The following is a 21,115-nucleotide window of genomic DNA, read 5'->3' as shown; positions in this document are numbered from 1 at the left end:
CATGCTCAACCACCGTCCGCGCAAAATCCTCAACTTCCACTCCCCGCATGAAGTGTCCTCGCAACTCACTGCGGATCTCATTGCCGGCGTTGCACTTCAAGTTTGAAACCGCCCTACTGTTTCGGACATTCAACGAACAAGCCAATGCGCTGATTACAACGAACTGCGGTCGCCTCAGATTCCGCGCCGCAAGCGCGCGCACGGTCCCGCGCGCCCCAAGTGCCGCCCGCCCCTGTCGTAAGCTCCCCCCATGCCCACCAAGCCCCAAACCACCAAGCCGAAGCCGAAGTCCAAGCCCGCGCCCGCCCCACGGCACGGCAACCGCCTGCCTGGCGAGATCCGCATCATCGGCGGCCAATGGAAGCGCACGCGCGTGCCCGTGGCAGACGTCGCCGGCCTGCGCCCCACGCCCGACCGCGTCCGCGAGACGCTGTTCAACTGGCTGGGCCAGGACCTGACGGGCTGGCGCTGCGTGGACATGTTCGCCGGCAGCGGCGCGCTGGGCTTCGAGGCCGCGTCACGCGGCGCGGTCGATGTGCGCATGTTCGAGTCCGACGCGGGCCTGCTCGCGCAGCTGGCCAAGGTGCAGACGCGGCTGGCCGCCACCATGGTGCAGATCGCGCGTGGCGATGGCATCGCGCTGGCGGGCCGGCTGGCGCCGGATTCGGTGGACTTGGTGTTCCTGGACCCGCCTTTCGAAGCCCCCATCTACGACAAGGCGCTGGCCGCCGCGCTGCGCGTGCTGGCGCCCACGGGCCGCATCTATCTGGAGGCGCCCGAGCTGTGGACCACCGAGCGGCTGGCCGCGCAGGGACTAGTGCTGGCGCGCCATCTGAAGGCCGGCGCCGTGCATGCCCACCTGCTGGAGCGCGCTGCATAATCGCGCGCCAGCCGCGGGGCCCAGCGCCCTATACGAGACAAGCCCTCACAGCAGGAAGCACATGAAACCCAAGGTGATCGCCGTCTACCCCGGCACGTTCGACCCCATGACCCTGGGCCATGAAGACGTGGTGCGCCGTGCGGCGCAGCTGTTCGACTCGGTGATCGTCGCGGTCGCGGCGGGCCACCACAAGAAGGCACTGTTCTCGCTGGACGAGCGGCTGGACATGGTGCGCGACTCGGTGCGGCCCTATCCGCATGTGACGGTCGAGAGCTTCTCGGGCCTGGTGCGCGACTTCGTGGTCGCGCGCGGCGCCAAGGCCATGGTGCGCGGCCTGCGTGCGGTGACCGACTTCGACTACGAGTTCCAGCTCGCCGGCATGAACCGCTCGCTGATGCCCGAGGTCGAGACCGTGTTCCTGACGCCGGGCGACAAGTACCAGTTCATCTCCAGCACCTTCGTGCGCGAGATCGCCACGTTGGGCGGCGAGGTCGACAAGTTCGTCTCGCCCTATGTGTTCAGCTGCCTGGTCGAGAAGGTGCGCAGCCTCAAGAACGGCTAAGTGGCGGCGGGCAACCGCGCCAGCCAGCCCTGCAGCAGCGCGTTGACCGCGTCGGGCTGCTCCATCGTCAGCATGTGGCCGCAGCGCGGCACCAGGTGCAGCTCGGCGCCGGGCACCAGTCCGGCGATCTCGCGCGCGCAGTCGGGCGGCGTCAGGCTGTCGGCCAGGCCGGTCACGACCAGCGTGGGGCAGCGCACCTGGCGCAGGTGCTGGCGCGCATCGGGCCTGGCGATCACGGCGCGGTTCTGCCGCACGAGCTGGTCGGTGCCGGCCCGCAGGATCAGCGCGAAGTAGCGCGCGGCCAGGGCCTTGAGGTCGGGGTGCTGGCGGTCGAATGCGAACGCCACGTTGGCGCGCAGCACTTCTTCGGCGCGGCCCTGTTCGAACAGCGCGATGGCCTGCTCGCGCAGGGCCTGCATGTCCGGCGTCTCGGGCCGGGCCGAGGTGCCCAGCAACGCCAGGCCGCGGATGCGGTCGGGCGCCTGGTGCGCCGCCTCCATGGCCACCATGCCGCCCATGGACGCGCCGCACAGCACCAGCGCGCCGGCATGCTCGGCCAACAAGGCCGCCGCCATGGCCTCGATGCTGGGGCAGCGCGTGGCGACGTCGGTCACCTCGGCGTGCCAGTCGGGGGTGAGGCCCGGCAACTGGTCGCGCCACATGCCCGCGTCGCAGGCCAGGCCAGGGATCAGGATCAATTTGCTCATTTATTCTCGATATGCAGGGTGAGACTGTTGCAATTCAAAGCCCTGTGACATGGGTCGTCAGGATAATTCAGGCATGACCCGATTGATCCTCGTCCGCCATGGTGAAACCGACTGGAACCGCCAACTGCGCTTCCAGGGGCAGGTCGACATCCCACTGAACGCCACCGGCCACGAGCAGGCCCAGCGCGTGGGCCGCCGGCTGGCGCTGGGGCAGGTGGACCGCGTGATCAGCAGCGACCTGTCGCGCGCGCGGCAGACGGCCGAGCCGCTGGCCGAGCTGCTGGCCCGCCGCGGCGCGCCGGACCCGCTGGAGATGGCCCTGCTGCGCGAGCAGAGCTTCGGCGAGGTGGACGGCTTGAGCGTGGATGAGATCAAGCAGCGCCACCCCGCGGCGTGGAACCAGTGGATCAACTTCCAGGCCGACTACGCGTTCAAGGGCGGCGAGAGCACGCGCGGCTTCCAGTCGCGCGTGCTGCAGGGCCTGCGCGAGTTGGTCGAGTCGCATGCCGGGCAGACGCTGGTGGTGGTCACGCACGGTGGAGTGCTCGACATGGTCTGGCGCGCCTCGCATGCGCTGCCGCTGGACGGCCCGCGGCAAAGCCACATTCCCAACGGCGGCGTGAACCAGGTGCAGGTGGTGGTGGATGCCGACGTGCACCGGCTCGACATCGTGGGCTGGGCCGACATCGCCCACCTGGACGGCATGCCGCCGCAGCCGGTCTACGACCAGGCGCGGCTGGCCGAGATCCGCCGGCCAGTGCTGATCGACGGGCGCTGAGCGGCGCGGCGGCCGCCGCGCAACCATTCGCAAAACCAATCGTGCCAGCCGAAAGGCCAATTGGACACGAATGCTTGCCTTGCGCAAGATGCGGGCGCGTTTCGCCCTCATCCCACAGGAGACAAGCCCATGCGGATTTCACGTCGCCCCTTGCTGGCGCTGGCCCTCGCGGCCGTGCTGGCCCCGGCCCAGGCACAGACCCAGACCTATCCCACCCAACCCGTCACGCTGGTCGTGCCCTTCGCGGCCGGCAGCGGCACCGACGCCGTGGCCCGCACGGTGGCCCAGAAGCTGGGTGAACGGCTCAAGCAGCCGGTGGTCATCGACAACAAGCCCGGCGCCAATGCGCAGGTGGCCGCGCAGTTCGTGGCCAAGGCCAAACCGGATGGCTACACGCTGTTCATGACGACCAATACCTCGCATTCGGCCAACCCTGCGCTGTACAAGGAGCTGCGCTACGACCCGGTGAAGGACTTCACGCCCGTGGCGCGCGTGGGCGAGCTGCCGTTCGCACTGGCCGTGCACCCCAGCGTGCCGGCGAGGACGCTGCAGGAACTCATCGACCATGCCAAGGCGAACCCCGGCAAGCTGTCGTACGCCACGCCCAACAGCACCTCGCTGGTGGCGATGGAGACCATCAAGCGCATCGCCGGCGTGGACATCGCGCAGATCCCCTACAAGAGCAGCCCGCAGGCCATGACCGACCTGGTGGGCGGCCAGGTGCAGGTTTACGTGGCCGACCTCGGTTCGGGCATGGCGATGATGAAGACCGACAAGGTGCGCACGCTGGCCGTCACCACCGCGCGCGAGTCGAAGATCCTGCCCGGCGTGATGCCCGTGGGCGCCACCGTGAAGGGCTTCGATCTGACCTCGTGGAACGGCATCTTCGGCCCGGCCGGCGTGCCCAAGGACATCGTGGACCGCCTCAACGCCGAGCTGCAGATCGTGCTGGCCGAGAAGGACACGCAGGACAAGCTGGGCGCGCTGGGATTCGAGGTCTGGCCGTCGAAGACGCCCGAGGAGTTCGCCCAGTACGTGCGCGACCAGCTCGCGCACTGGGGCAGCCTGATCCGCCAGGCCGGCGTGCGGCCGGAGTAGCCATGCCCGCATCGCAAGGACCGCTCGCGGGCGTCAAGGTGCTGGACCTGACGACCGTCATCATGGGCCCGTTCGCCACGCAGATCCTGGCCTCGCTGGGCGCCGAGGTGGTCAAGGTCGAAAGCCCAGAGGGCGACAACATGCGCCACGTGGGCCCCATGGTGAACCCCGGCATGGGCCACATCTTCCTGCAGGCCAACCAGGGCAAGCGCAGCCTGGTGCTGGACCTGAAGCAGCCCGCCGCGCGCGAGGCCGTGCTGCGCCTGGCCGCGCAGAGCGACGTGCTGATCAGCAACGTGCGCCCGCAGGCGCTGGCCCGGCTGGGGCTGGACGCCGAGGCCGTGCGCGCGCGCCACCCGCGGCTGATCCACGTGAGCTGCTGCGGCTTCGACCAGGACGGCCCCTACGCCGCGCGGCCGGCCTACGACGACCTGATCCAGGGCGCCACGGGCATCCCCTGGCTCATGCAGCAGTACGGCGCCGAGGCCCCGTGCTACGCGCCCGTGACGCTGGCCGACCGCGTGACCGGCCTGCACGCGGTCTACGCCGTGACGGCCGCGCTCTATGTGCGCGAGAAGACGGGAGAGGGCCAGGCCATCGTCGTGCCCATGTTCGAGGCCATGACGCAGTTCGTCTTCGGCGACCACCTGGCCGGCCTGGCCTTCGAACCGCCGCAGGGCGACGCCGGCTACGCGCGGCTGCTCACCGCGCACCGCCGGCCCTACCGCACGCGCGACGGCCATCTGTGCGTGCTGATCTACAACGACAAGCACTGGCGCAGCTTCTTCGCCGCCATCGGCGAGCCGGACCGATTGGCGCAGGACGCACGCTTTGCTACGCACGGCGCGCGCGCGGCGAACATCGACGCCGTCTACGCCGAGGTCGGCCGGCTCATGGCCGAGCGCACCACGGCCGAGTGGCAGCAACTGCTGGACGCGGCCGACGTGCCCAACATGCCCATGAACGCGCCGCAGGACCTGCTGGACGATCCGCACCACGCGGCCACCGGCTTCATCCGCACGGTGGACCACCCGAGCGAAGGCCGCTTGCGCAGCCCCGGCGTGCCCACGCGCTGGAGCGGCACGCCGCCGGCGCTTGACGCCACGCCCGCGCCGCGCCTGGGCGAGCATTCCGCCGAGGTGCTGCGCGAGATCGGCTACGGCGACGCCGAGATCGCCCAACTGCTGGAGACCCCATGACGACACCCACACGCTCCCCCTTGTTCGTGCGCGGCGCCGAGGTGCCCGCCTACCACCCGGCCAACCACGACCACACCAGCAACCAGCGCCTGATCGGCCCGGCCAACGGCGCGCGGCATCTGGAGGTGGTGCTGGGCACCATCGGCCGCGGCGGCGGCGCGCTGCCGCACGCGCATCCGGGCATGGAGCAGGTCTGCTACCTGCTCGAAGGCACGGCCCGCGCCGAGGTCGATGGCGAGGTGTTCGACATGCAGCCCGGCGACTGCTGCCTGTTCCCGGCCGATGCCCTGCACGTGTTCACCGTCACGAGCGAGCAGCCCGCGCGCCTGCTCGTCATCTACAGCCCGCCCTACGGCGAAGACCCGGCCAAAGTGCGCCGGACCTGAGGAACCGCCATGGACTTCAACCTGAACGAACAGCAACAGCAGATCGTCGACGCCGTGCAGCGCGTGTGCGCACCCTTCGACGCCGACTACTGGCTGCGCCGCGACCGCGAGGGCGGCTTCCCGGACGACTTCCACCAGGCCATGGCGCAATCCGGCTGGCTCGGCATCGCCATGCCCGAAGCCTATGGCGGCGCCGGCCTGGGCATCACCGAGGCCGCGCTGATGATGCAGACCATCGCGGCCACCGGGGCCGGGCTCTCGGGCGCCTCGGCCGTGCACATGAACATCTTCGGCCTGCACCCGGTCGTGGTGTTCGGCAGCGACGAGCAGAAGGCGCGCTGGCTGCCGCCGCTGATCGCGGGCCGCGACAAGGCCTGCTTCGGCGTGACCGAGCCCAACACCGGCCTCAACACGCTGCGCTTGAAGACGCGCGCCGTGCGCGAGGGCGACCACTATGCCGTGAGCGGCCAGAAGGTCTGGATCTCCACGGCCCAGGTGGCCAACAAGATGCTGCTGCTGGCGCGCACCACGCCCGTGGAGGAGGCGCGCGGCACCGAGGGCCTGAGCCTCTTCTACACCGACCTGGACCGCAGCACCGTGGAGGTGCGCGAGATCGAGAAGATGGGCCGCAAGGCCGTGGACTCCAACCAGGTGTTCATCGACGGCCTGCGCATCCCGGTGGCAGACCGCATCGGCGAGGAGGGCAAGGGCTTCAGCTACATCCTGCACGGGCTGAACCCCGAGCGCATCCTGATCGCGGCCGAGGCCATCGGCCTGGGCCGTGCGGCGCTGGCGCGCGGCGCGCAGTACGCGAAGGAGCGCGTGGTGTTCGACCGGCCGATCGGCCAGAACCAGGGCATCCAGCACCCGCTGGCCAAGTCATGGATGGAGCTGGAAGCGGCCTGGCTGATGGTGCTGAAAGCCGCCAGCCTGTACGACGCGCACCAGCCCTGCGGCGCCGAGGCCAACGCCGCCAAATACCTGGGCGCCGAGGCCTGCTACGGCGCCTGCGAGAACGCCATCCTCACGCACGGCGGCATGGGCTATGCGAAGGAATACCACGTCGAGCGCTACCTGCGCGAGGCGTGGATCCCGCGGCTGGCGCCGGTGAGCCCGCAGCTCATCCTGTGCTTCATCGCCGAGAAGGTGCTCGGGCTGCCGAAGTCTTACTGAAGCGGGCGCGCAGGCGCGCCGCGAGCGACAGGGCCAGCACGGTGGCGCAAATCCAGGTCATGGGGTTCTCCTTGGCACGGTAGACAGGTGTGCCCTGCGCCGCCAGATTACGCGGCGCAGGCCTTGGCGCGTGCGGGTGCGTGCGCCGTCTGCCCCATGCAGCGGCCCGGTCGTCGGCGCCATACTGCCTTCATGAAAATCCATCTGCTGCGCTACTTCGTCGTGCTGGCCGAGGAGCTGCACTTCGGCCGCGCCGCGCAGCGCCTGGCCATCACGCAGCCGCCGCTGAGCTCGGCGATCAAGGCGCTCGAGGACGAACTGGGCGTGCGCCTGCTCGAGCGCAACAGCAAGCATGTGGCGCTGACGCCGGCCGGCGCGGCCTACCTGGGCCATGCGCGGCTGGCGCTGGAGCGGCTGGCCACGGCGCGCGATGCGGCGCAGGCCGTGGCGGCCGGCATGCGCGGCCGGCTGGAGCTGGGCATGACGGGCTCCATGGTCTACCGCGAGGTGCCGGCCATCGTCGAGACCTTCAGCGCGCGCCGGCCCGACATCGAGGTGAACCTGCGCGAGATGTCATCGGCCGAGCAGCTCGAGGCGCTGCGCCACGGCCAGCTGCACGCGGGCTTCCTGAACGCCAAGGCGTTCCCCGCGGCACTGGCCAGCGTGGCGCTGGCCGATGACACGCTGGTGTGCTGCCTGCCGGACAGCCACCCGCTGGCGGCCGAGAAGAGCATCGATCTCAAGCGCCTGGCAGACGAGAACTTCGTGATGTTCGCGCGCGACGTGGCGCCGGCCAACTACGACAACGTGATCGCCGTGTTCAACCGCGCCGGCATCCACCCGCGCACGCGCCATGCGGCGCGGCAGTGGCTGACGGTGATCGCCATGGTCTCGGCCGGCCTGGGCGTGGCGCTGGTGCCGGCCTCGCTGGCGCGCGCCGGCATGCGGGGCGCGCGCCTGGTGCCGGTGCGCGGCATGGTGCCGCTGACGGTGGGCGCGCTGGCCTGGCGCAAGGAGGACGCGGGCCTGGCCGTGCTGGCCTCGTTCGTCGAGGTCGCGCGCGAACTGCTGGCCAGGCCGCAGCGCACTCAGCGTGTGCCCGCGCGGTTGACGAGGTAGATGCCGGCCAGCACCAGCACCATGCCGGCGGCATGGAACGCGTACAGCGGCTCGCCGAGCACCAGCCAGGCCAGGCCGGCCGCGTACAGCGGGCCGAGGTAGAGCACCACGGCCACGCGCGCCGCGCCGAGTTCGCGCTGCATCACCGCGTAGGCCAGGTAGGCCGCGAAGCCGGGGATGACGGCCGCGGCCATGGCCAGCCCGAAGCCGGGCCAGGTCAGCGCCGGCTGCGTGGCATGTGCGATCTCCCAGGCCGTGAACGGCAGCAGCACCAGCACGCCGGCCGCGCTGATGGCGGCCAGCCGCGCCATGGGCGACAGCGGGCTCTGCCAGCGTTTGAGCAGCACGGAGTACAGCGTCCACGACACCGTGGCCGCGAAGATCCAGGCGTCGCCGATGACGAGGGTCACACCGGCCAGCGAGGCCCACTGGCCTTTCAGGATCACGTGCACCACGCCGGCCAGCGCCAACGCCACGCCCAGCGCCTGCACACGGTCGAAGCGCTCCTTGAGCCACAGCGCCGAGACGAGCGCGATCAGCACCGGCGACAGCGCGTAGATGAGGGCGATGTTGACGGCCGCCGTGGTCCTGCCGCCGATGTAGACCCAGGCTCCGCAGATCCACATGCCGAGCGCGCCGAGCACCAGGAAGCGGCGCCATTCGCGGGCGATGTGCGTGCGGTGCTGCACCAGTTCGCGCCACGCCGGCGCCGCGAACAGCAGCCCGGCGGCGAACCAGCGCAGCAGCGCCAGCAGGTGCGGCTCGATCACGGCCGGCGCGCTGCGGGCCACCAGGTAGTTCACGCCCCAGAACGCGGGCGTGATCAGGACCAGGGCGAGCGCCAGCTGCCGGCGCGAGGTGGATGACATGGGCCGCGATGGTAGCGGCGCGGCCCGTGCCGCTTGCGTGGTCAGAAGCGGTGGCGGATGCCCAGGCCGTAGCTGTTGCCGCGGCTCACGTCGGTGATGCGGTCGTGCATGTAGACCGCGTACAGGTCGGTGCGCTTGGACAGGAAGTAGTCGTAGCCCAGGCTGCCCGTGGTGCGCGTGCCGTCGTAGGCGCCCTCGACCTTGGTGCGCGCCACGGCCGCCAGGATCAGGCCGGCACCGACGGGCACGGACGCGCCGATGGACGCCGTGTTGGCGTCGTAGTCCAGCACCTTGGCCTTGGCACCGCCGTAGGTCAGGAACAGCTTGGCGAAGCCGGCGTTGTAGGTGCCGCCGACCATCCAGTCCTTCTTGGTTTCGGGCAGCACCACACCGTCCACCGTGGTCGTCAGCGGGCTGGGGTTGACCGGGTTGGAGACCTGGTCGCGTTCGTAGAACGCCACGGCCGACCAGGGGCCGTTCGCATACAGCAGGCTCAGGCCGATGTTCTTCTTGTTGTTGAAGTCGGTCGTGCTGCTCCGCGCGCCGAACTGGTATTGCAGCGTGGCCGTGAGGCCGCCGAAGCTCGGCGTGGAGTAGACCACCTGGTTGCTCCAGCCCGTGTCCGACGGCGTGGTGCGGTAGGCCCAGGCCGGCGTGTTGACGTTGGCGTGCAGCACCAGCGGCGAGAAGGTGAACGAGTCGCCGAAGGGATTGGTCAGGATGGTCGGCAGGAAGTTGGGCGCCGTGCCGCGGCCCAGGCGCACCGAGCCGAAGCGGCCGGCCAGGCCGACGTTGGCATCGCGCGAGAAGAACGGGTCGCCATCGAAGCGGCCAGGCGAGCCGGTGTTCACGCGCATGAACGAGGTCAGCGCGAAGGTGGCGGACAGGCCGCCGCCCAGGTCTTCCACGCCGCGGAAACCGAACCAGGACGTGGTCAGGCCGCCACTGCCCAGTTGTTCGACCCGGTCGCCCGAGCCGGCCGCGCGCATGGAGCCCACGTAGGCATCGAGCAGGCCGGAGATGGTCACGCTGGATTGGGCGTGGGCGCAGTTGGTGGCGAACACCGCGGCGGCTGCCGTGGCGAGGAGGGACAAGTGAAATTTCATGGCGGTTCTTTGAGAGTCTGGAAACGGTACCTGGGACGTACCGCTGCCAGTTTTGCAAGAACCGGACCAGCTTTTGTGCACCGCAGCATGGCGCGCGGCCTGCCCGTGCGGGCCGTGCCGTGCGCCCTCAGGCGGGCGAGCGTTCGAGTGCGAAGGTGGCGTGCTTGTCCTGGCCCAGCATCTGCACCAGCTGGGGCAGGGCGGGTGCGAGCGCGCCGTGCAGCGTGTGCGGCGGGTTCACGACGAACATGCCGCTGGCCGGCAGGCCGGGCCGGCGCTGGTCGGCCGCGGACGGGCCGGTCGGCAGCTTGGCGGCCTTGACGGTCAGCGTGGCGTGCAGCCAGGGCTTGCCGGCGCGCTGCGCGATGGTCTTGAGCTTGCGCGGCAGGATGTGGGCTTCGTTGCGCGCGATGACCGGGTACCAGACGACGTAGGTGCCGGTGGCGAAGCGCTGCAGGCACATGGTCAGCATGTCCACCACGCGGCCGTAGTCGCTCTTGACCTCGTAGCTCGGGTCGCACAACAAAAGTGCGCGGCGCGAGGGCGGCGGCAGGAAGCGGCGCACGCCTTCGAAGCCGTCTTCGCGGAACACGGCGATCTCGCGGCCGGCGTCCAGCTGGGCGATATTCGCCTGCAGCGTCTTGGTGTCGGTCGGATGCATCTCGAACAGCTTGAGCCGGTCCTGCGGGCGCATGAGCCGCTGCATCACGAAGGGCGAGCCCGGGTAGACCTTGTGGCTGCCGGGCTGGTTGAAGCTGGCGATGAGCTCCAGGTAGTCCTGCAGCGCCGGCGCCAGCGCGGCCTGGCCCTGCCGGCCCGCGGTGAGCAGGCGCAGCACGCCGTCGGCCGCCTCGCCGCTGGTGGCGGCATAGTCGCCGTCGAGCCGGTACAGGCCGGCACCGGCATGGGAATCCACCAACGCCAGGGCGGTCTCCTTGTCGACGAGGTGTCGCAGGATGGCGACCAGCACCAGGTGCTTGAGCACGTCGGCGTGGTTGCCTGCATGGAAGGCGTGGCGGTAACTGAACATGGGGCGATGGTAAACGGCCGGTCTGCCGCGGCCCGGTGGGCACGCGGGCCGGCCTCTACACTGGTCCTTTTGCGTTCCCGAGATGGCTGCGATCCCTGCCCTGCCGGCTGACCCCGTGCTGCATCACCGCGATGCACTGCCGGTCGGCACGCGCCTGGCCGAGTTCGAGCTGCAGGCCCTGCTGGGCGTGGGTGGCTTCGGCGTGGTCTACCGGGCCTACGACCATTCGCTGCACCGCATGGTCGCGATCAAGGAGTACATGCCCTCGGTGTTGGCCGGCCGCGTGGGCACGGCCGTGGCGGTGCGGGCGTCGGTCGACCAAGCGCTTTTTGCGTCCGGCCTGCGCTCGTTCCTGGCCGAGGCGCGGCTGCTCGCGCAGTTCGACCACCCCTCGCTGGTCAAGGTGTTCCGCGTCTGGGAGCAGAACGACACCGCCTACATCGTGATGCCGTTCTACCAGGGCATGACGCTCAAGCAGGCGCGCGCGCAGATGCGCCACCCGCCGCCCGAGGCCTGGCTGCGCAAGCTGCTGTGGTCGCTGCTGGAGGCGCTCGAGGTGCTGCACCTGCACGACATGGTCCACCGCGACCTGTCGCCCGACAACATCTTCCTGCAGGACGTGGGCCCACCCGTGCTGCTGGACCTGGGCGCCGCGCGCCGAGCGATCGGCGAACAGACGCAGCGGCACACGGCGATCCTGAAGGTGAACTACGCGCCCATCGAGCAATACGCCGAGGCCGAGGATCTGCGCCAGGGCCCCTGGAGCGACCTGTACGCGCTGGCGGCCGTGGTGCACGGCTGCCTGAGCAGTGCGCTGCCGGTGCCGGCGACCTTCCGCGTGTTGCGCGACCGCCTGCCGCCGCTGGCCGAGGTGGTTGCCTCGTTGCAGGCGCAAAGCGGCCAGGGCTATTCGGCTGCCTTCGTGCAGGGGCTGACGCAGGCCCTGGCGGTCCAGCCGGCCGAGCGGCCGCAGAGCGTCGCCGCGTTCGCCGACCTGCTGCAACTGGCGCCGCCGCCGGCGATGGACCGGTTCGACTGGCGCATGGAGCTGGGCAGCGTCTGGCAGCCGGCGCACGAAGCGCCCGTGCCGGCCAGCCAGCCCCTGCATGCCGACGAGCAGGCCACGCTGCGGCTCGACCCCGTGACCCTGGCGGCCGCGCGTGCGCTGCATGCCGAGCAGGCCACGGTGCGCATCCAGCCGGCCGCCGTGGCCACCGCCCCGGCGCGCCGCGGGCCGGCCTTCTGGGGCCTGGCGATCGGCCTGCTGGGCTGCGTGCTGGCCGGGGCGATCGTGCTGTCGCCCGCATCGGCGCCCGAGCCGGCGCCGCCGGCTGCGACCCCTGTACAGGCCGCGGCGCAGCCGGCATCTGCACCCGTGTCGGGCTCGGCTCCGGTCCAGACCCAGACCACCCGTGCGCCCGGCGCCACCGAGGCAACCCGGCCCGCGCCGAGGCCGCCCGCGCGCGCGCTGCGTGCCGAGGACATCTGCCCCGACAGCAACTTCCTGACCCGGCCGATGTGCCTGCATCGCGAGTGCCAGAAGCCGCGCTATGCCCGTGCGCCGGTCTGCGTGGAGAACGCGCGCCGCCTGCGCGACAGCGGGCGCCAGGACGGAACCTGACACAGCCGCCACGGTTTTGCCTATAATGCGCGGTTTCGCAGCGAATGGCTGACCCCGCGGCGAAAAGTGCCGACAGGTGACCACCTGAAAGCACTGGAACCACCTAAGAGGTTTCCTTCAGAGAAACACCGAACGTGGAAAAGGGTTGCCCAAACCATTGTTCTCAAAGAGAAACTCCATGACTACCTTCAGCGCAAAACCCGCTGAGGTCGTGCACGAGTGGTTTGTGATTGACGCGACCGACAAGGTCCTCGGACGAGTAGCCAGCGAAGTTGCTCTCCGTTTGCGCGGCAAACACAAGGCCATTTACACGCCTCACGTCGACACCGGCGACTTCATCGTCATCATCAACGCAGGCAAGCTGCGTGTGACGGGTGCCAAGTCCCTCGACAAGATCTACTACCGCCACTCCGGTTTCCCCGGCGGCATCACGGCCACCAGTTTCCGCGACATGCAGTCCCGCCATCCGGGCCGCGCATTGGAAAAGGCCGTCAAGGGCATGCTGCCCAAGGGCCCGCTGGGCTACGCGATGATCAAGAAGCTGAAGGTCTACGGTGGTGCTGAGCATCCGCACACCGCCCAGCAGCCCAAAGCCCTGGAAATCTGAGGAACCACACAATGATTGGTGAATGGAACAACGGCACTGGCCGTCGCAAATCCAGCGTCGCTCGTGTCTTCCTCAAGAAGGGCACCGGCAAGATCACGGTCAACGGCAAGGACATCCAGGATTTCTTTGGCCGCGAAACCTCGATCATGATTGCCAAGCAACCGCTCGTTCTGACCAACCATGTCGAGACCTTCGACATCCAGGTCAACGTGCACGGCGGCGGTGAGTCCGGCCAGGCCGGCGCCACCCGCCACGGCATCACGCGCGCCCTGCTGGACTACGACGCGGCTCTGAAGCCCGAGCTGAGCAAGGCCGGCTTCGTGACCCGCGACGCCCGCGAAGTGGAACGCAAGAAGGTCGGTCTGCACTCTGCACGCCGCCGCAAGCAGTTCTCCAAGCGCTGATTCCCTGCCGGTTCGCCGGCACAGCGATCCCGAACCGCCCTCGTGGCGGTTTTTTTGTGTGGCCTTGACATCGCGCGCAAAGACCGCACTTGCATGGCCGGTTCATCGCAGCGCCGCGTCGCTGCACACCCGATTGCAGTAGCATCGCCCCCACATCCACGGAGTCCACCCCATGAGCGCCCTTGCCGAAACCGTCCCCACCGAAATGCCCGCCCCCATCCTGTTCACGGACAGCGCGGCCGCCAAGGTGGCCGACCTGATCGCAGAGGAAGGCAACCCCGACCTGAAGCTGCGCGTCTTCGTGCAGGGCGGCGGCTGCTCGGGCTTCTCCTACGGTTTCACGTTCGACGAGATCACGAACGAGGACGACACGACCATGACCAAGAACGGCGTGTCGCTGCTCATCGATGCCATGAGCTACCAGTACCTGGTCGGCGCCGAGATCGACTACAAGGAAGACCTGCAGGGCGCCCAGTTCGTGATCAAGAACCCGAATGCGACCAGCACCTGCGGCTGCGGATCGAGCTTCTCGGCCTGACCCGGCCAGCGCCGGCCTCGCCAGGGGCCTGTCGCAGCGACCCAGACGCAAGCGCCGCCAGGCGCTTTTTTTGTGCCCGCAAGGGATTGCACCAAAGGCCCGCCATGCATCTCGAAGGTTCCTGCCATTGCGGCAGCGTGAAGTTCTCGGTCACCGCGCACCAGCCCATTCCCTTCATGCGCTGCTACTGCTCCATCTGCCGCAAGACCGCGGGCGGTGGCGGCTACGCGATCAACCTGGGCGCCGATGCCAGCACGATGCGGGTGACGGGCAAGCGCCATCTGCGCGTCTACCAGGCCCAGCTGCACGAGGAGGGCAAGCCACCGCACACCAGCAGCGGCCGTCGCCATTTCTGCGGGCGCTGCGGCAGCGCGCTGTGGCTGTTCGATCCGCAATGGCCCGAGCTGATCCACCCGCACGCCAGCGCGATCGACACGCCGCTGCCGGTGCCGCCGCACAGCGCGCACATCATGCTGGGCTCCAAGGCCGGGTGGGTGGCGGTCGAAGGCAAGCGCGGCGACACGCGCTTCGATGCCTACCCGGATTTCTCGCTGGCCGAATGGCACGAGCGGCACGCACCCAAGACGTCGCCCAAGCCAGCGGCCAAGGCCGCACGCAAGAGCGCCAAACGCTAGGCCGGCGCGCGCCGCTCCAGCCGCACCAGGTACAGGCCGCTGGCCACGATGATGGCCGCCCCGGCCAGCGTCGCGCCATCGGGCAGGGCGCGCCACAGCAGCCAGTCCAGTGCCACCGCCCAGGCCAGGGCCGCGTACTCGAAGGGCGCCACCACGGCGGCCTGGCCATGGCGGAAGGCTTCCGTGATGCACAGCTGGCCGATGAAGCCGGTCACGGCCAACGCCACGATGGTCCAGCCGTGCTCAGCACGCAAGGGCACCCAGCCGTCGGCGGCCAGTGCCGTGGCGCCCGTGGCGACCAGCACCGTCATCCAAAACACCAGGCTGGCGCTGGAGTCGGTGCGCGTGAGCAGCCGACCAGCGATCGCCGAGACGGCATAGCAACCGGCCGCGGCCAGCACCGAGAGCGCGCCCCAGCTCATCAGCGCGTCGCCGTCCGGCCGCAGTGCGACCAGCACGCCTGCCATGCCGACGCCGATGGCCAGCCAGTGCGCGGGCCGCACCCGTTCGTGCAGCACGGGCACCGACAGCAGCGTGATCAGGATGGGCGCGATGAAGAACAGCGTGTAGGCCGCGGCCATCGGCAGGGTCTGCAGCCCATGCGCGAACAGCGTCAGCATGGCCACACCGAGCCCGCCGCGCAGCAGGTGCAGCGGCCAGCGCACTTGCAGCACGCGGCCCGCCTCGCCGCGCCACCACACATACAGGCAGACCAGCGGCAGGCCGGCCAGCCCGCGCAGCGCGGCCACCTGCACGGCGGGGTAGTGCGCGGCCAGCAGCTTCATCACCGCGTCCATCCAGGCGAAGAAGCTGACGGCGCCCAGCATGGCGAGGATGCCGCGGCGGTTGTTGGTGGACGAAATGGCGGTCTCCTGCGCGCTCGGGTGGGGGCCCGCATTGTCGGTGCGCTGGTAAACACCGGTGCTGTCCGACGTGGCGGCCTTCGAGCCACTGCTAAGCTGCCCGGCCGTGACCCCCACCTTCCCTGCCACAACGCCCGCCTTTGGCCCGGGCAGTCCCTTGTTCATCGTGCTCAACGCCGGCTCCGGCCGCGACGATGCCGAGCAGACGCGCGCGACCATCAGCGCCGTGCTGGATGAGGCAGGCCGCGAGCACGAGCTGCTGCTGATCGAGCGCGGTGCATCGGTGGCCGACGTGGCGGCGCGCGCCGTGCAGATGGCGCGCGGGCGCGGCGGTGCCGTGGTGGCGGCCGGTGGCGACGGCACCATCAGCGCCGTGGCCCAGGCGGTGCTGACCGCGGGCCTGCCGTTCGGCGTGCTGCCGCAGGGCACCTTCAACTATTTCAGCCGCACGCATGGCATTCCGGCCGACACCGAGCGCGCCACGCGGGCGCTGCTGCGCGCGCAGGTCGAGCCGGTCCAGGTCGGCACGGTCAACGACCGCGTGTTCATCGTCAACGCCAGCGTGGGCCTGTACCCCCAGCTGCTCGAGGACCGCGAGGCCTACAAGCAGCGCTACGGCCGCAGCCGCCCGGTGGCCGTGTGGTCGGCGCTGGTCACCCTGTTCCATGCGCACCGCCCGCTGCGCCTGCATGTGCAGTGCCAGGGTGTGGCGCGCGACGTGCGCACGTCCACGCTGTTCGTGGCCAACAACGCGCTGCAGCTGGAGCAGATCGGCGTGGCCGAGGCGGCCCTGCTGGCACAGGACCAGCTCGTCGCGCTGATGCTCAAGCCGGTGGGCACGCTGTCCATGCTGCGCCTGATGCTGCGCGGCGCGTTCGGCAAGCTGGGCGAGGCCGAGGACGTGCTGCGCTTCGGATTCGACCAGCTCGTCGTGCGGCCGGCCGCGCCACGCCGTTCGGCGCGCGTGAAGGTGGCCACCGATGGCGAGATCCAGTGGCTGCGCGCGCCGCTGTCCTTCGGCGTGGCGCCCCAACGGCTCTGGCTGCTGGCGCCCGCGCCCGAGGACCGGGTGGAGCGCCAGTGAGCGTCCTGGTGCAGATCTCCGACCCGCATTTCGGCACCGAGCGCGTGCCGGTGGCCGAGGCGCTGGTGCAGCTGGTGCATGGCCTGGCGCCCGAGCTCGTCGTCTTGTCCGGCGACATCACCCAGCGGGCGACACCCACGCAGTTCGCCGCCGCCCGCGCCTTCGCCGACCGGCTGCGGCCCGCTGCCGTGTTGGCCATTCCAGGCAACCATGATGTGCCGCTCTTCAACCCGTTCGCGCGTCTGTTCTCGCCTTACGCACGGCACCAGCGCGCGTTTGGCGCCGAGCTGGAGCCGGTGCACCGCTCGCCCGACTGGCTGGTCATCGGCGTGAAGACCACGCGACGCTGGCGGCACAAGCACGGCCAAGTCTCGGCAGCGCAGATCGAGCGCGTGGCGCAGGCTCTGCACGGCGCCTCGCCGGCGCAGGTGCGCGTGGTCGTCGTGCACCAGCCGGTCGCAGTGGCGCGCGATCGCGACGCGACCGACCTGCTGCGCGGGCACGAGGCGGCGGTGCGCCGCTGGTCGGCCGCTGGTGCCGACCTGGTGGCCGGCGGCCACATCCATCTGCCCTACGTGCTGGCGCTGCACGGCCTGCATGCCGACCTGGCGCGCCGCGCCTGGTGCGTGCAGGCAGGCACGGCGATCTCCTCGCGCACGCGCGCCGAGGCCGGCAACTCGGTCAACGTACTGCGCCGCAGCGTGGATGGCGCCGGCCGGCGCCACGCCGTCGTGGAGCGCTGGGACTACGTGGACGTGCATGGCTGCTTCGAGCAGGCCGCGCAGCACGATCTGGACCTCGAAACACGGGAAGCCGCATGAACCAGGACGCCATCGCCGCCCAGGCCTGGGCACAGACCATCGGCCAGCATGCGCTGGCGGCCTTCGGCGGCGCGCTGCTCGTGGTGCTGGCCTGCACTGCGCTGGGCTTCGTCGGCCTGCGCCGCTGGACGGTGCGGCCGCAGGACAGCAGCCTGCCGCCCGCGCTGTTCCTGGGCCTGCGCCTGGCCATCGGTTTCGGCGTCGTGCTGGGCGCGGCGGCGCTGTTCACCGAGATGATGGAAGCGCTGGACGCCGAAGAAGAGCTGGGCCTGTTCGACAGCCGGCTGGCCGAGGTGCTGTCGCAGACGCTGTCGCCGGCCGTGCTGCGCGTGGTGAGCGTCGTGACGCACCTGGGCGACCCGATCACCCTGACGGCGCTGGTGCTCGTCGTGGCCCTGCTGCTGGCCTTGCAGGGGCGGCGCTGGCTGGCGCTGGGCTGGGCCGCGGCCTGCGCCGGCAACGGCGTGCTGAACCAGGCGCTCAAGCAGGTGTTCGCGCGCGTGCGGCCGGTGCACGACCATGGCTTCGCGGTGGCCGACGGCTTCAGCTTCCCGAGCGGCCACACCTCGGGCTCGGTCGTCGTCTACGGCATGCTGGCCTACCTGGGCCTGCGCCTGTTGCCGCCGCGCTGGCATCTGCCGGCCGTGCTGGCGGCGGCGGCGCTGGCCTTCGGCATGGGCGTGAGCCGCGTTCTGCTGCAGGTGCACTGGGCCAGCGATGTGATGGCCGGTTTCGCCTCCGGCCTGGCCTGGCTGTCCGTCTGCGTGATCAGCATCGAGATGCTGCGGCGCTACCGGCGCCGCGCCTGATCAGGCCAGGCCCAGGTCTGCGGTTGTAGCGCCCGGGAACACGCGGCCGAGCTGGCCTGCGTCCAGCCCGTACAGCCGCGCGAACAGGCCGCCGAGCAAGGCACGGTATTCGTTGAGCACCGGGTAGTCGCGGTTCTGGTGCAGGTTGGCGGCGGTCAGCGCCACCTGCTCGCCCGCGATGCGCCCGCCGCGCACGCCGCCGCCCAGCACCCAGTAGACGCTGCCATGGCCGTGGTCCGTGCCGCGGTTGCCGTTCTCGGCAAAGGTGCGGCCGAATTCGCTGAGCACGACCACGGTGGTGTCGGCCCAGGCCGGGCCCATCTCGTCGGCGAAGCCGGCCAGCCCCTGGCCCAGCTGGTCCAGGCGGCTGGCCAGGTAGCCGTGGCGTCCGCCCTGGTTCGCGTGCGTGTCCCAGCCGCCCACGTCGACGAAGCCCAGGTGGTAGCGCTCGCGCATGAGCCGGGCGATGCGCCGCGCCTCGCCCTCGAACCCTTTGGCCGTGATGGCGTTCTGGTTGGCCTCCACCATCTCGCCGATGGCGCCGAGGCCCTCGATGTCGCGCTCGGCCGCCTCGCGCACCGCAAAGCCCTCCTGCACCGGCGTGGCCAGCGGCGTGCCGGCATACATGTCGCGCACCAGCTGCGACTGCCGCGCGTCCAGCGCGGGCGGCGCCAGCCGGGCCAGGCCCAGGTTGGGCACGGCCACGTTGCCGCGCAAGCACAGCGGCAGGCGCTCGCTGAACGCGATGGCGTCGCGCATGCCCAGCACCTGGGCCAGGCGGTTCAGGAAGCCGGAGCCCAGGTCGCGCGTGCCCTGCAGCGGCTGGCCGAGCTCGATGCTGTTCTGCGTCGTGAAATGGCTGCGCGACGCATCGTCGGTGCCGGCGAACGGCACGAAGGCCAGTTGCCGGCGCTCGAACAGCGGCCGCATGGAACGCGCGACGGCCGGATGCAGGCCCCAGTCGGCGTCCAGCGCCACGGCGGCGTCCGGCCCGCTGCCGGGTGGCTCGATCGCGATGGTCGGCCGCTTCTCGTGGTACAGCGTGGACGTGGCCGGCACCAGCAGGTTGGCGGCGTCGTAGGCGCCGCGCAGGAACACGAGCAGCACGCGCGGCGTGCCGTGGCTGGCAGCGGCCAGGTGGGCGCTGGCCATGGCCAGGGGCGTGGCGGCCAGGGCGTGCAGCAGGGTGCGGCGGTGCATGGCGGGCTCCGATCGGTTCAGCGGTACTGGAATGGTGGCGCGCAGAGCAGCAGCAGCTGGCGCTCCTGCCGCGAGCCGGCGGCGTCCAGCGCGCTGCGCGTGCGCGCATCGACGCCGGCCTCGAACGCAGCCTGCGCCGGCGTGGGCGTGCCGCTGCCGATGCGGGCGACGAGGGCCTGGGCGACCTCGAAGCGCGTGCCCATCTGCCCCGAGCCCGACCAGGCGGCCGCATCCAGCGGGTAGCCGTCCGGCGTCGAGCGGTTGTACAGGCCCTGGCCCATGTGCGTCAGCGCGGCCACGAGCGGCGGCGTCGGCGGCGCCTCCTGCCCATCGCACAGCAGGCGCACGGCCGACACCAGGTAGTGCACCGGGTCCTTGAACTTGCGGCCCAGCGTGGCCGGGAATTCGGGCGCGTCGAACATGGCCTGCAGCGTGTGGGCGATGCTGCCGTCGCTGGCCGTGAAGGCGGTGGCCATGCGGCCCACCAGGGCGGGTGCGGGCTGGTCGTCAGCCAGGTACAGGGCCAGTCGCATGCCCACGTGCCGCGCGGTCGAGGGGTGGCGCGCGAGCCGGCCCAGCGTGGCGAGGATCTCGTCCCAGCCGCGCCGGGCGGCCACGTTCGCGCCCAGCAGCCGCTTGGGGCCCATGTCGTGGCGGGCCGGGTTGAATTCGACCGGGCCCTCGCGCCAGTACAAGGGCTGCAGCGCGGCGTCCAGTTCCGGCGCCGATGCATCGCCGAAGCGCACGCCCAGGCCGGTCAGCACGCGCGCCAGTTCCTGCACGTCGTTTTGCGTGTAGCCGCCGGCAGCGCCCAGCGTGTGCAGCTCCATGAGCTCGCGCGCGTAGTTCTCGTTGCGCCGCTTGCCGGCGTTCTGCACGTTGTCCAGGTAGCGCAGCATGGCCGCGTGCGTGGCGCTGGCCACCAGCAGGTCGGCGAAACGCCCCAGCGCCAGCGGACGCAGCCGCTCTTCGTAGTCGCCGACCATGGCGCGCAGGTTGGCCTTGCCCTGGTGCACGTTGAAGTGGTTGAACCAGAACCAGGTCATCTGCTCCTGCAGCTGCTGCGGCGAATGCACGGCCCGCAGCAGCGTGCGCGTTGCGGCGTCCTGGGCCAGCGCGTTGAGATCGCGCTGGTAGGCCTGCACCGCGGCCCGCCTGGCCTGCAGGTCGGGCACGGCCTGCGCGTCGCGGCTGCGCTGCGCCAGCTCGGTCACCCAGCCGTCCATGGACTGGCGCAGCAGCGGCAGGGCGTCGATGCGCGCCTGCACCGGGGCCGGCAGGGCAGCGGTGGCGGTGGGGTGCAACTGGCCGGCCAGATAGTCACGGCGGCCCTGGCGCTGCAACGCGGCCCAGGCTGCGCTGTCGGCACCCCAGCTGATGCGGTTCAACCAGGCCAGGTCTTCATCGGCGGCGGGGGCTGCGACCACCGTGGCGCACCCCGGCAGCAGACTGCCGCCCAGGCAGCCCCAGGCTGTGGCGGCGAGCAGCCGGCGGCGCGCTGGCGAGGCGACGGTGTGCGCCAGTGCGGCGTCAAGCAAGAGTGTTTCCTGCGGATTTCATGTGCCCTGAGACCCGGGTGGCTGGCGGCGGTTCGCTGGCAGGCCCCACCTTTACCTGCGTTTACCG

General features: G+C 70.6%; 23 protein-coding genes. 16 read left to right on the top strand and 7 right to left on the bottom strand.

Going from position 1 to position 21,115, the window contains the following annotated elements; genetic code table 11:
* Positions 1-250 precede the first annotated feature (250 nt).
* Both rsmD and coaD read left to right on the top strand, forming a co-directional pair.
* On the top strand, positions 251-880 hold the full coding sequence (gene rsmD, locus ASF43_RS11885; RefSeq protein WP_082497804.1) for a 16S rRNA (guanine(966)-N(2))-methyltransferase RsmD: 630 nt from the start codon (positions 251-253) through the stop codon (positions 878-880).
* Between the two features lie 61 nt (positions 881-941).
* Entirely contained in the window at positions 942-1,442 is a 501-nt protein-coding gene (gene coaD, locus ASF43_RS11880) for a pantetheine-phosphate adenylyltransferase (protein ID WP_056180893.1), read from the top strand.
* On the opposite strand, the gene ASF43_RS11875 is transcribed toward coaD, so the two are convergent.
* Positions 1,439-2,149, bottom strand: coding sequence for an alpha/beta fold hydrolase (locus ASF43_RS11875; protein ID WP_056180888.1), 711 nt, complete (start codon positions 2,147-2,149; stop codon positions 1,439-1,441). The two genes, coaD and ASF43_RS11875, sit on opposite strands and share 4 nt — an antisense overlap.
* 73 nt (positions 2,150-2,222) lie before the next feature.
* Here ASF43_RS11875 and ASF43_RS11870 point away from each other — a divergent pair, with 73 nt between their 5' ends.
* The 6 genes from ASF43_RS11870 to ASF43_RS11845 all read left to right on the top strand — a co-directional run bounded on the left by ASF43_RS11870 (position 2,223) and on the right by ASF43_RS11845 (position 7,902).
* The gene (locus ASF43_RS11870; protein ID WP_082497803.1) at positions 2,223-2,927 is read left to right on the top strand and encodes a histidine phosphatase family protein; all 705 of its coding nucleotides are present in this window, start codon (positions 2,223-2,225) and stop codon (positions 2,925-2,927) included.
* A 129-nt stretch (positions 2,928-3,056) separates the two neighbouring features.
* Complete coding sequence (locus ASF43_RS11865) at positions 3,057-4,025, top strand: tripartite tricarboxylate transporter substrate binding protein (RefSeq protein ID WP_056180881.1); 969 nt, start codon at positions 3,057-3,059, stop codon at positions 4,023-4,025.
* Positions 4,026-4,027: 2 nt separating this feature from the next.
* The gene (locus ASF43_RS11860; RefSeq protein WP_082497802.1) at positions 4,028-5,224 is read left to right on the top strand and encodes a CaiB/BaiF CoA-transferase family protein; all 1,197 of its coding nucleotides are present in this window, start codon (positions 4,028-4,030) and stop codon (positions 5,222-5,224) included.
* Entirely contained in the window at positions 5,221-5,610 is a 390-nt protein-coding gene (locus ASF43_RS11855) for a cupin domain-containing protein (protein ID WP_056180878.1), read from the top strand. The genes ASF43_RS11860 and ASF43_RS11855 overlap by 4 nt, the downstream gene beginning before the upstream one ends.
* Positions 5,611-5,619: 9 nt before the next feature.
* Complete coding sequence (locus ASF43_RS11850; RefSeq protein WP_056180875.1) at positions 5,620-6,783, top strand: acyl-CoA dehydrogenase family protein; 1,164 nt, start codon at positions 5,620-5,622, stop codon at positions 6,781-6,783.
* 192 nt (positions 6,784-6,975) lie between these two features.
* Positions 6,976-7,902: a LysR family transcriptional regulator gene (locus ASF43_RS11845; protein WP_056180872.1), complete on the top strand. Its 927-nt coding sequence runs from the start codon at positions 6,976-6,978 to the stop codon at positions 7,900-7,902.
* On the opposite strand, the gene ASF43_RS11840 is transcribed toward ASF43_RS11845, so the two are convergent.
* The 3 genes from ASF43_RS11840 to ASF43_RS11830 all read right to left on the bottom strand — a co-directional run bounded on the left by ASF43_RS11840 (position 7,872) and on the right by ASF43_RS11830 (position 10,907).
* Positions 7,872-8,771 (bottom strand): DMT family transporter, encoded by a 900-nt coding sequence (locus tag ASF43_RS11840; RefSeq protein ID WP_056180870.1) that lies wholly within the window; start codon positions 8,769-8,771, stop codon positions 7,872-7,874. The genes ASF43_RS11845 and ASF43_RS11840 overlap by 31 nt on opposite strands.
* A gap of 41 nt (positions 8,772-8,812) precedes the next feature.
* A complete protein-coding gene (locus ASF43_RS11835) occupies positions 8,813-9,877 on the bottom strand; it encodes a porin (protein WP_056180868.1) in 1,065 nt (354 codons plus the stop codon).
* A gap of 127 nt (positions 9,878-10,004) precedes the next feature.
* Complete coding sequence (locus tag ASF43_RS11830) at positions 10,005-10,907, bottom strand: 23S rRNA (adenine(2030)-N(6))-methyltransferase RlmJ (protein WP_056180865.1); 903 nt, start codon at positions 10,905-10,907, stop codon at positions 10,005-10,007.
* Positions 10,908-10,989: 82 nt separating this feature from the next.
* Here ASF43_RS11830 and ASF43_RS11825 point away from each other — a divergent pair, with 82 nt between their 5' ends.
* The 5 genes from ASF43_RS11825 (at position 10,990) to ASF43_RS11805 (ending at position 14,712) form a co-directional block, all read left to right on the top strand.
* Positions 10,990-12,528 carry a serine/threonine-protein kinase gene (locus ASF43_RS11825; protein WP_082497801.1) on the top strand — a complete coding sequence of 513 codons (1,539 nt, stop codon included), beginning with the start codon at positions 10,990-10,992 and terminating at the stop codon, positions 12,526-12,528.
* Between the two features lie 178 nt (positions 12,529-12,706).
* Positions 12,707-13,135 carry a 50S ribosomal protein L13 gene (rplM, locus tag ASF43_RS11820; protein ID WP_056180859.1) on the top strand — a complete coding sequence of 143 codons (429 nt, stop codon included), beginning with the start codon at positions 12,707-12,709 and terminating at the stop codon, positions 13,133-13,135.
* Positions 13,136-13,146: 11 nt separating this feature from the next.
* Positions 13,147-13,539, top strand: a complete 393-nt coding sequence (gene rpsI / locus ASF43_RS11815; RefSeq protein ID WP_056180856.1) for a 30S ribosomal protein S9 — start codon at positions 13,147-13,149, stop codon at positions 13,537-13,539.
* Between the two features lie 172 nt (positions 13,540-13,711).
* Complete coding sequence (gene erpA / locus ASF43_RS11810; protein WP_056180853.1) at positions 13,712-14,077, top strand: iron-sulfur cluster insertion protein ErpA; 366 nt, start codon at positions 13,712-13,714, stop codon at positions 14,075-14,077.
* Between the two features lie 104 nt (positions 14,078-14,181).
* The gene (locus tag ASF43_RS11805; protein WP_056180850.1) at positions 14,182-14,712 is read left to right on the top strand and encodes a GFA family protein; all 531 of its coding nucleotides are present in this window, start codon (positions 14,182-14,184) and stop codon (positions 14,710-14,712) included.
* On the opposite strand, the gene ASF43_RS11800 is transcribed toward ASF43_RS11805, so the two are convergent.
* Positions 14,709-15,575 (bottom strand): DMT family transporter, encoded by an 867-nt coding sequence (locus ASF43_RS11800; protein ID WP_255358112.1) that lies wholly within the window; start codon positions 15,573-15,575, stop codon positions 14,709-14,711. The two genes, ASF43_RS11805 and ASF43_RS11800, sit on opposite strands and share 4 nt — an antisense overlap.
* Before the next feature lie 157 nt (positions 15,576-15,732).
* Here ASF43_RS11800 and ASF43_RS11795 point away from each other — a divergent pair, with 157 nt between their 5' ends.
* The 3 genes from ASF43_RS11795 to ASF43_RS11785 are packed head-to-tail and all read left to right on the top strand — an operon-like array spanning position 15,733 to position 18,289.
* Entirely contained in the window at positions 15,733-16,659 is a 927-nt protein-coding gene (locus tag ASF43_RS11795) for a diacylglycerol kinase family protein (RefSeq protein ID WP_235578231.1), read from the top strand.
* Positions 16,656-17,480 carry a metallophosphoesterase gene (locus tag ASF43_RS11790; protein ID WP_056180845.1) on the top strand — a complete coding sequence of 275 codons (825 nt, stop codon included), beginning with the start codon at positions 16,656-16,658 and terminating at the stop codon, positions 17,478-17,480. Before ASF43_RS11795 ends, ASF43_RS11790 begins: the two co-directional genes overlap by 4 nt.
* Positions 17,477-18,289: a phosphatase PAP2 family protein gene (locus ASF43_RS11785; protein WP_056180842.1), complete on the top strand. Its 813-nt coding sequence runs from the start codon at positions 17,477-17,479 to the stop codon at positions 18,287-18,289. The genes ASF43_RS11790 and ASF43_RS11785 overlap by 4 nt, the downstream gene beginning before the upstream one ends.
* Here the strand turns inward: ASF43_RS11785 and ASF43_RS11780 are convergent, their stop codons facing one another.
* Together ASF43_RS11780 and ASF43_RS11775 are read right to left on the bottom strand one after the other, a co-directional pair.
* Positions 18,290-19,489 (bottom strand): DUF1501 domain-containing protein, encoded by a 1,200-nt coding sequence (locus ASF43_RS11780; protein ID WP_056180840.1) that lies wholly within the window; start codon positions 19,487-19,489, stop codon positions 18,290-18,292.
* A gap of 17 nt (positions 19,490-19,506) precedes the next feature.
* A complete protein-coding gene (locus ASF43_RS11775; RefSeq protein ID WP_056180838.1) occupies positions 19,507-21,027 on the bottom strand; it encodes a DUF1800 domain-containing protein in 1,521 nt (506 codons plus the stop codon).
* Between the last annotated feature and the right edge of the window lie 88 nt (positions 21,028-21,115).

It is taken from the genome of Pseudorhodoferax sp. Leaf267 (assembly GCF_001422405.1).
GTDB lineage: Bacteria > Pseudomonadota > Gammaproteobacteria > Burkholderiales > Burkholderiaceae_C > Pseudorhodoferax.
Note: the sequence above shows the minus strand (reverse complement) of the source record. Positions and strands in the feature narration are given on the sequence as shown.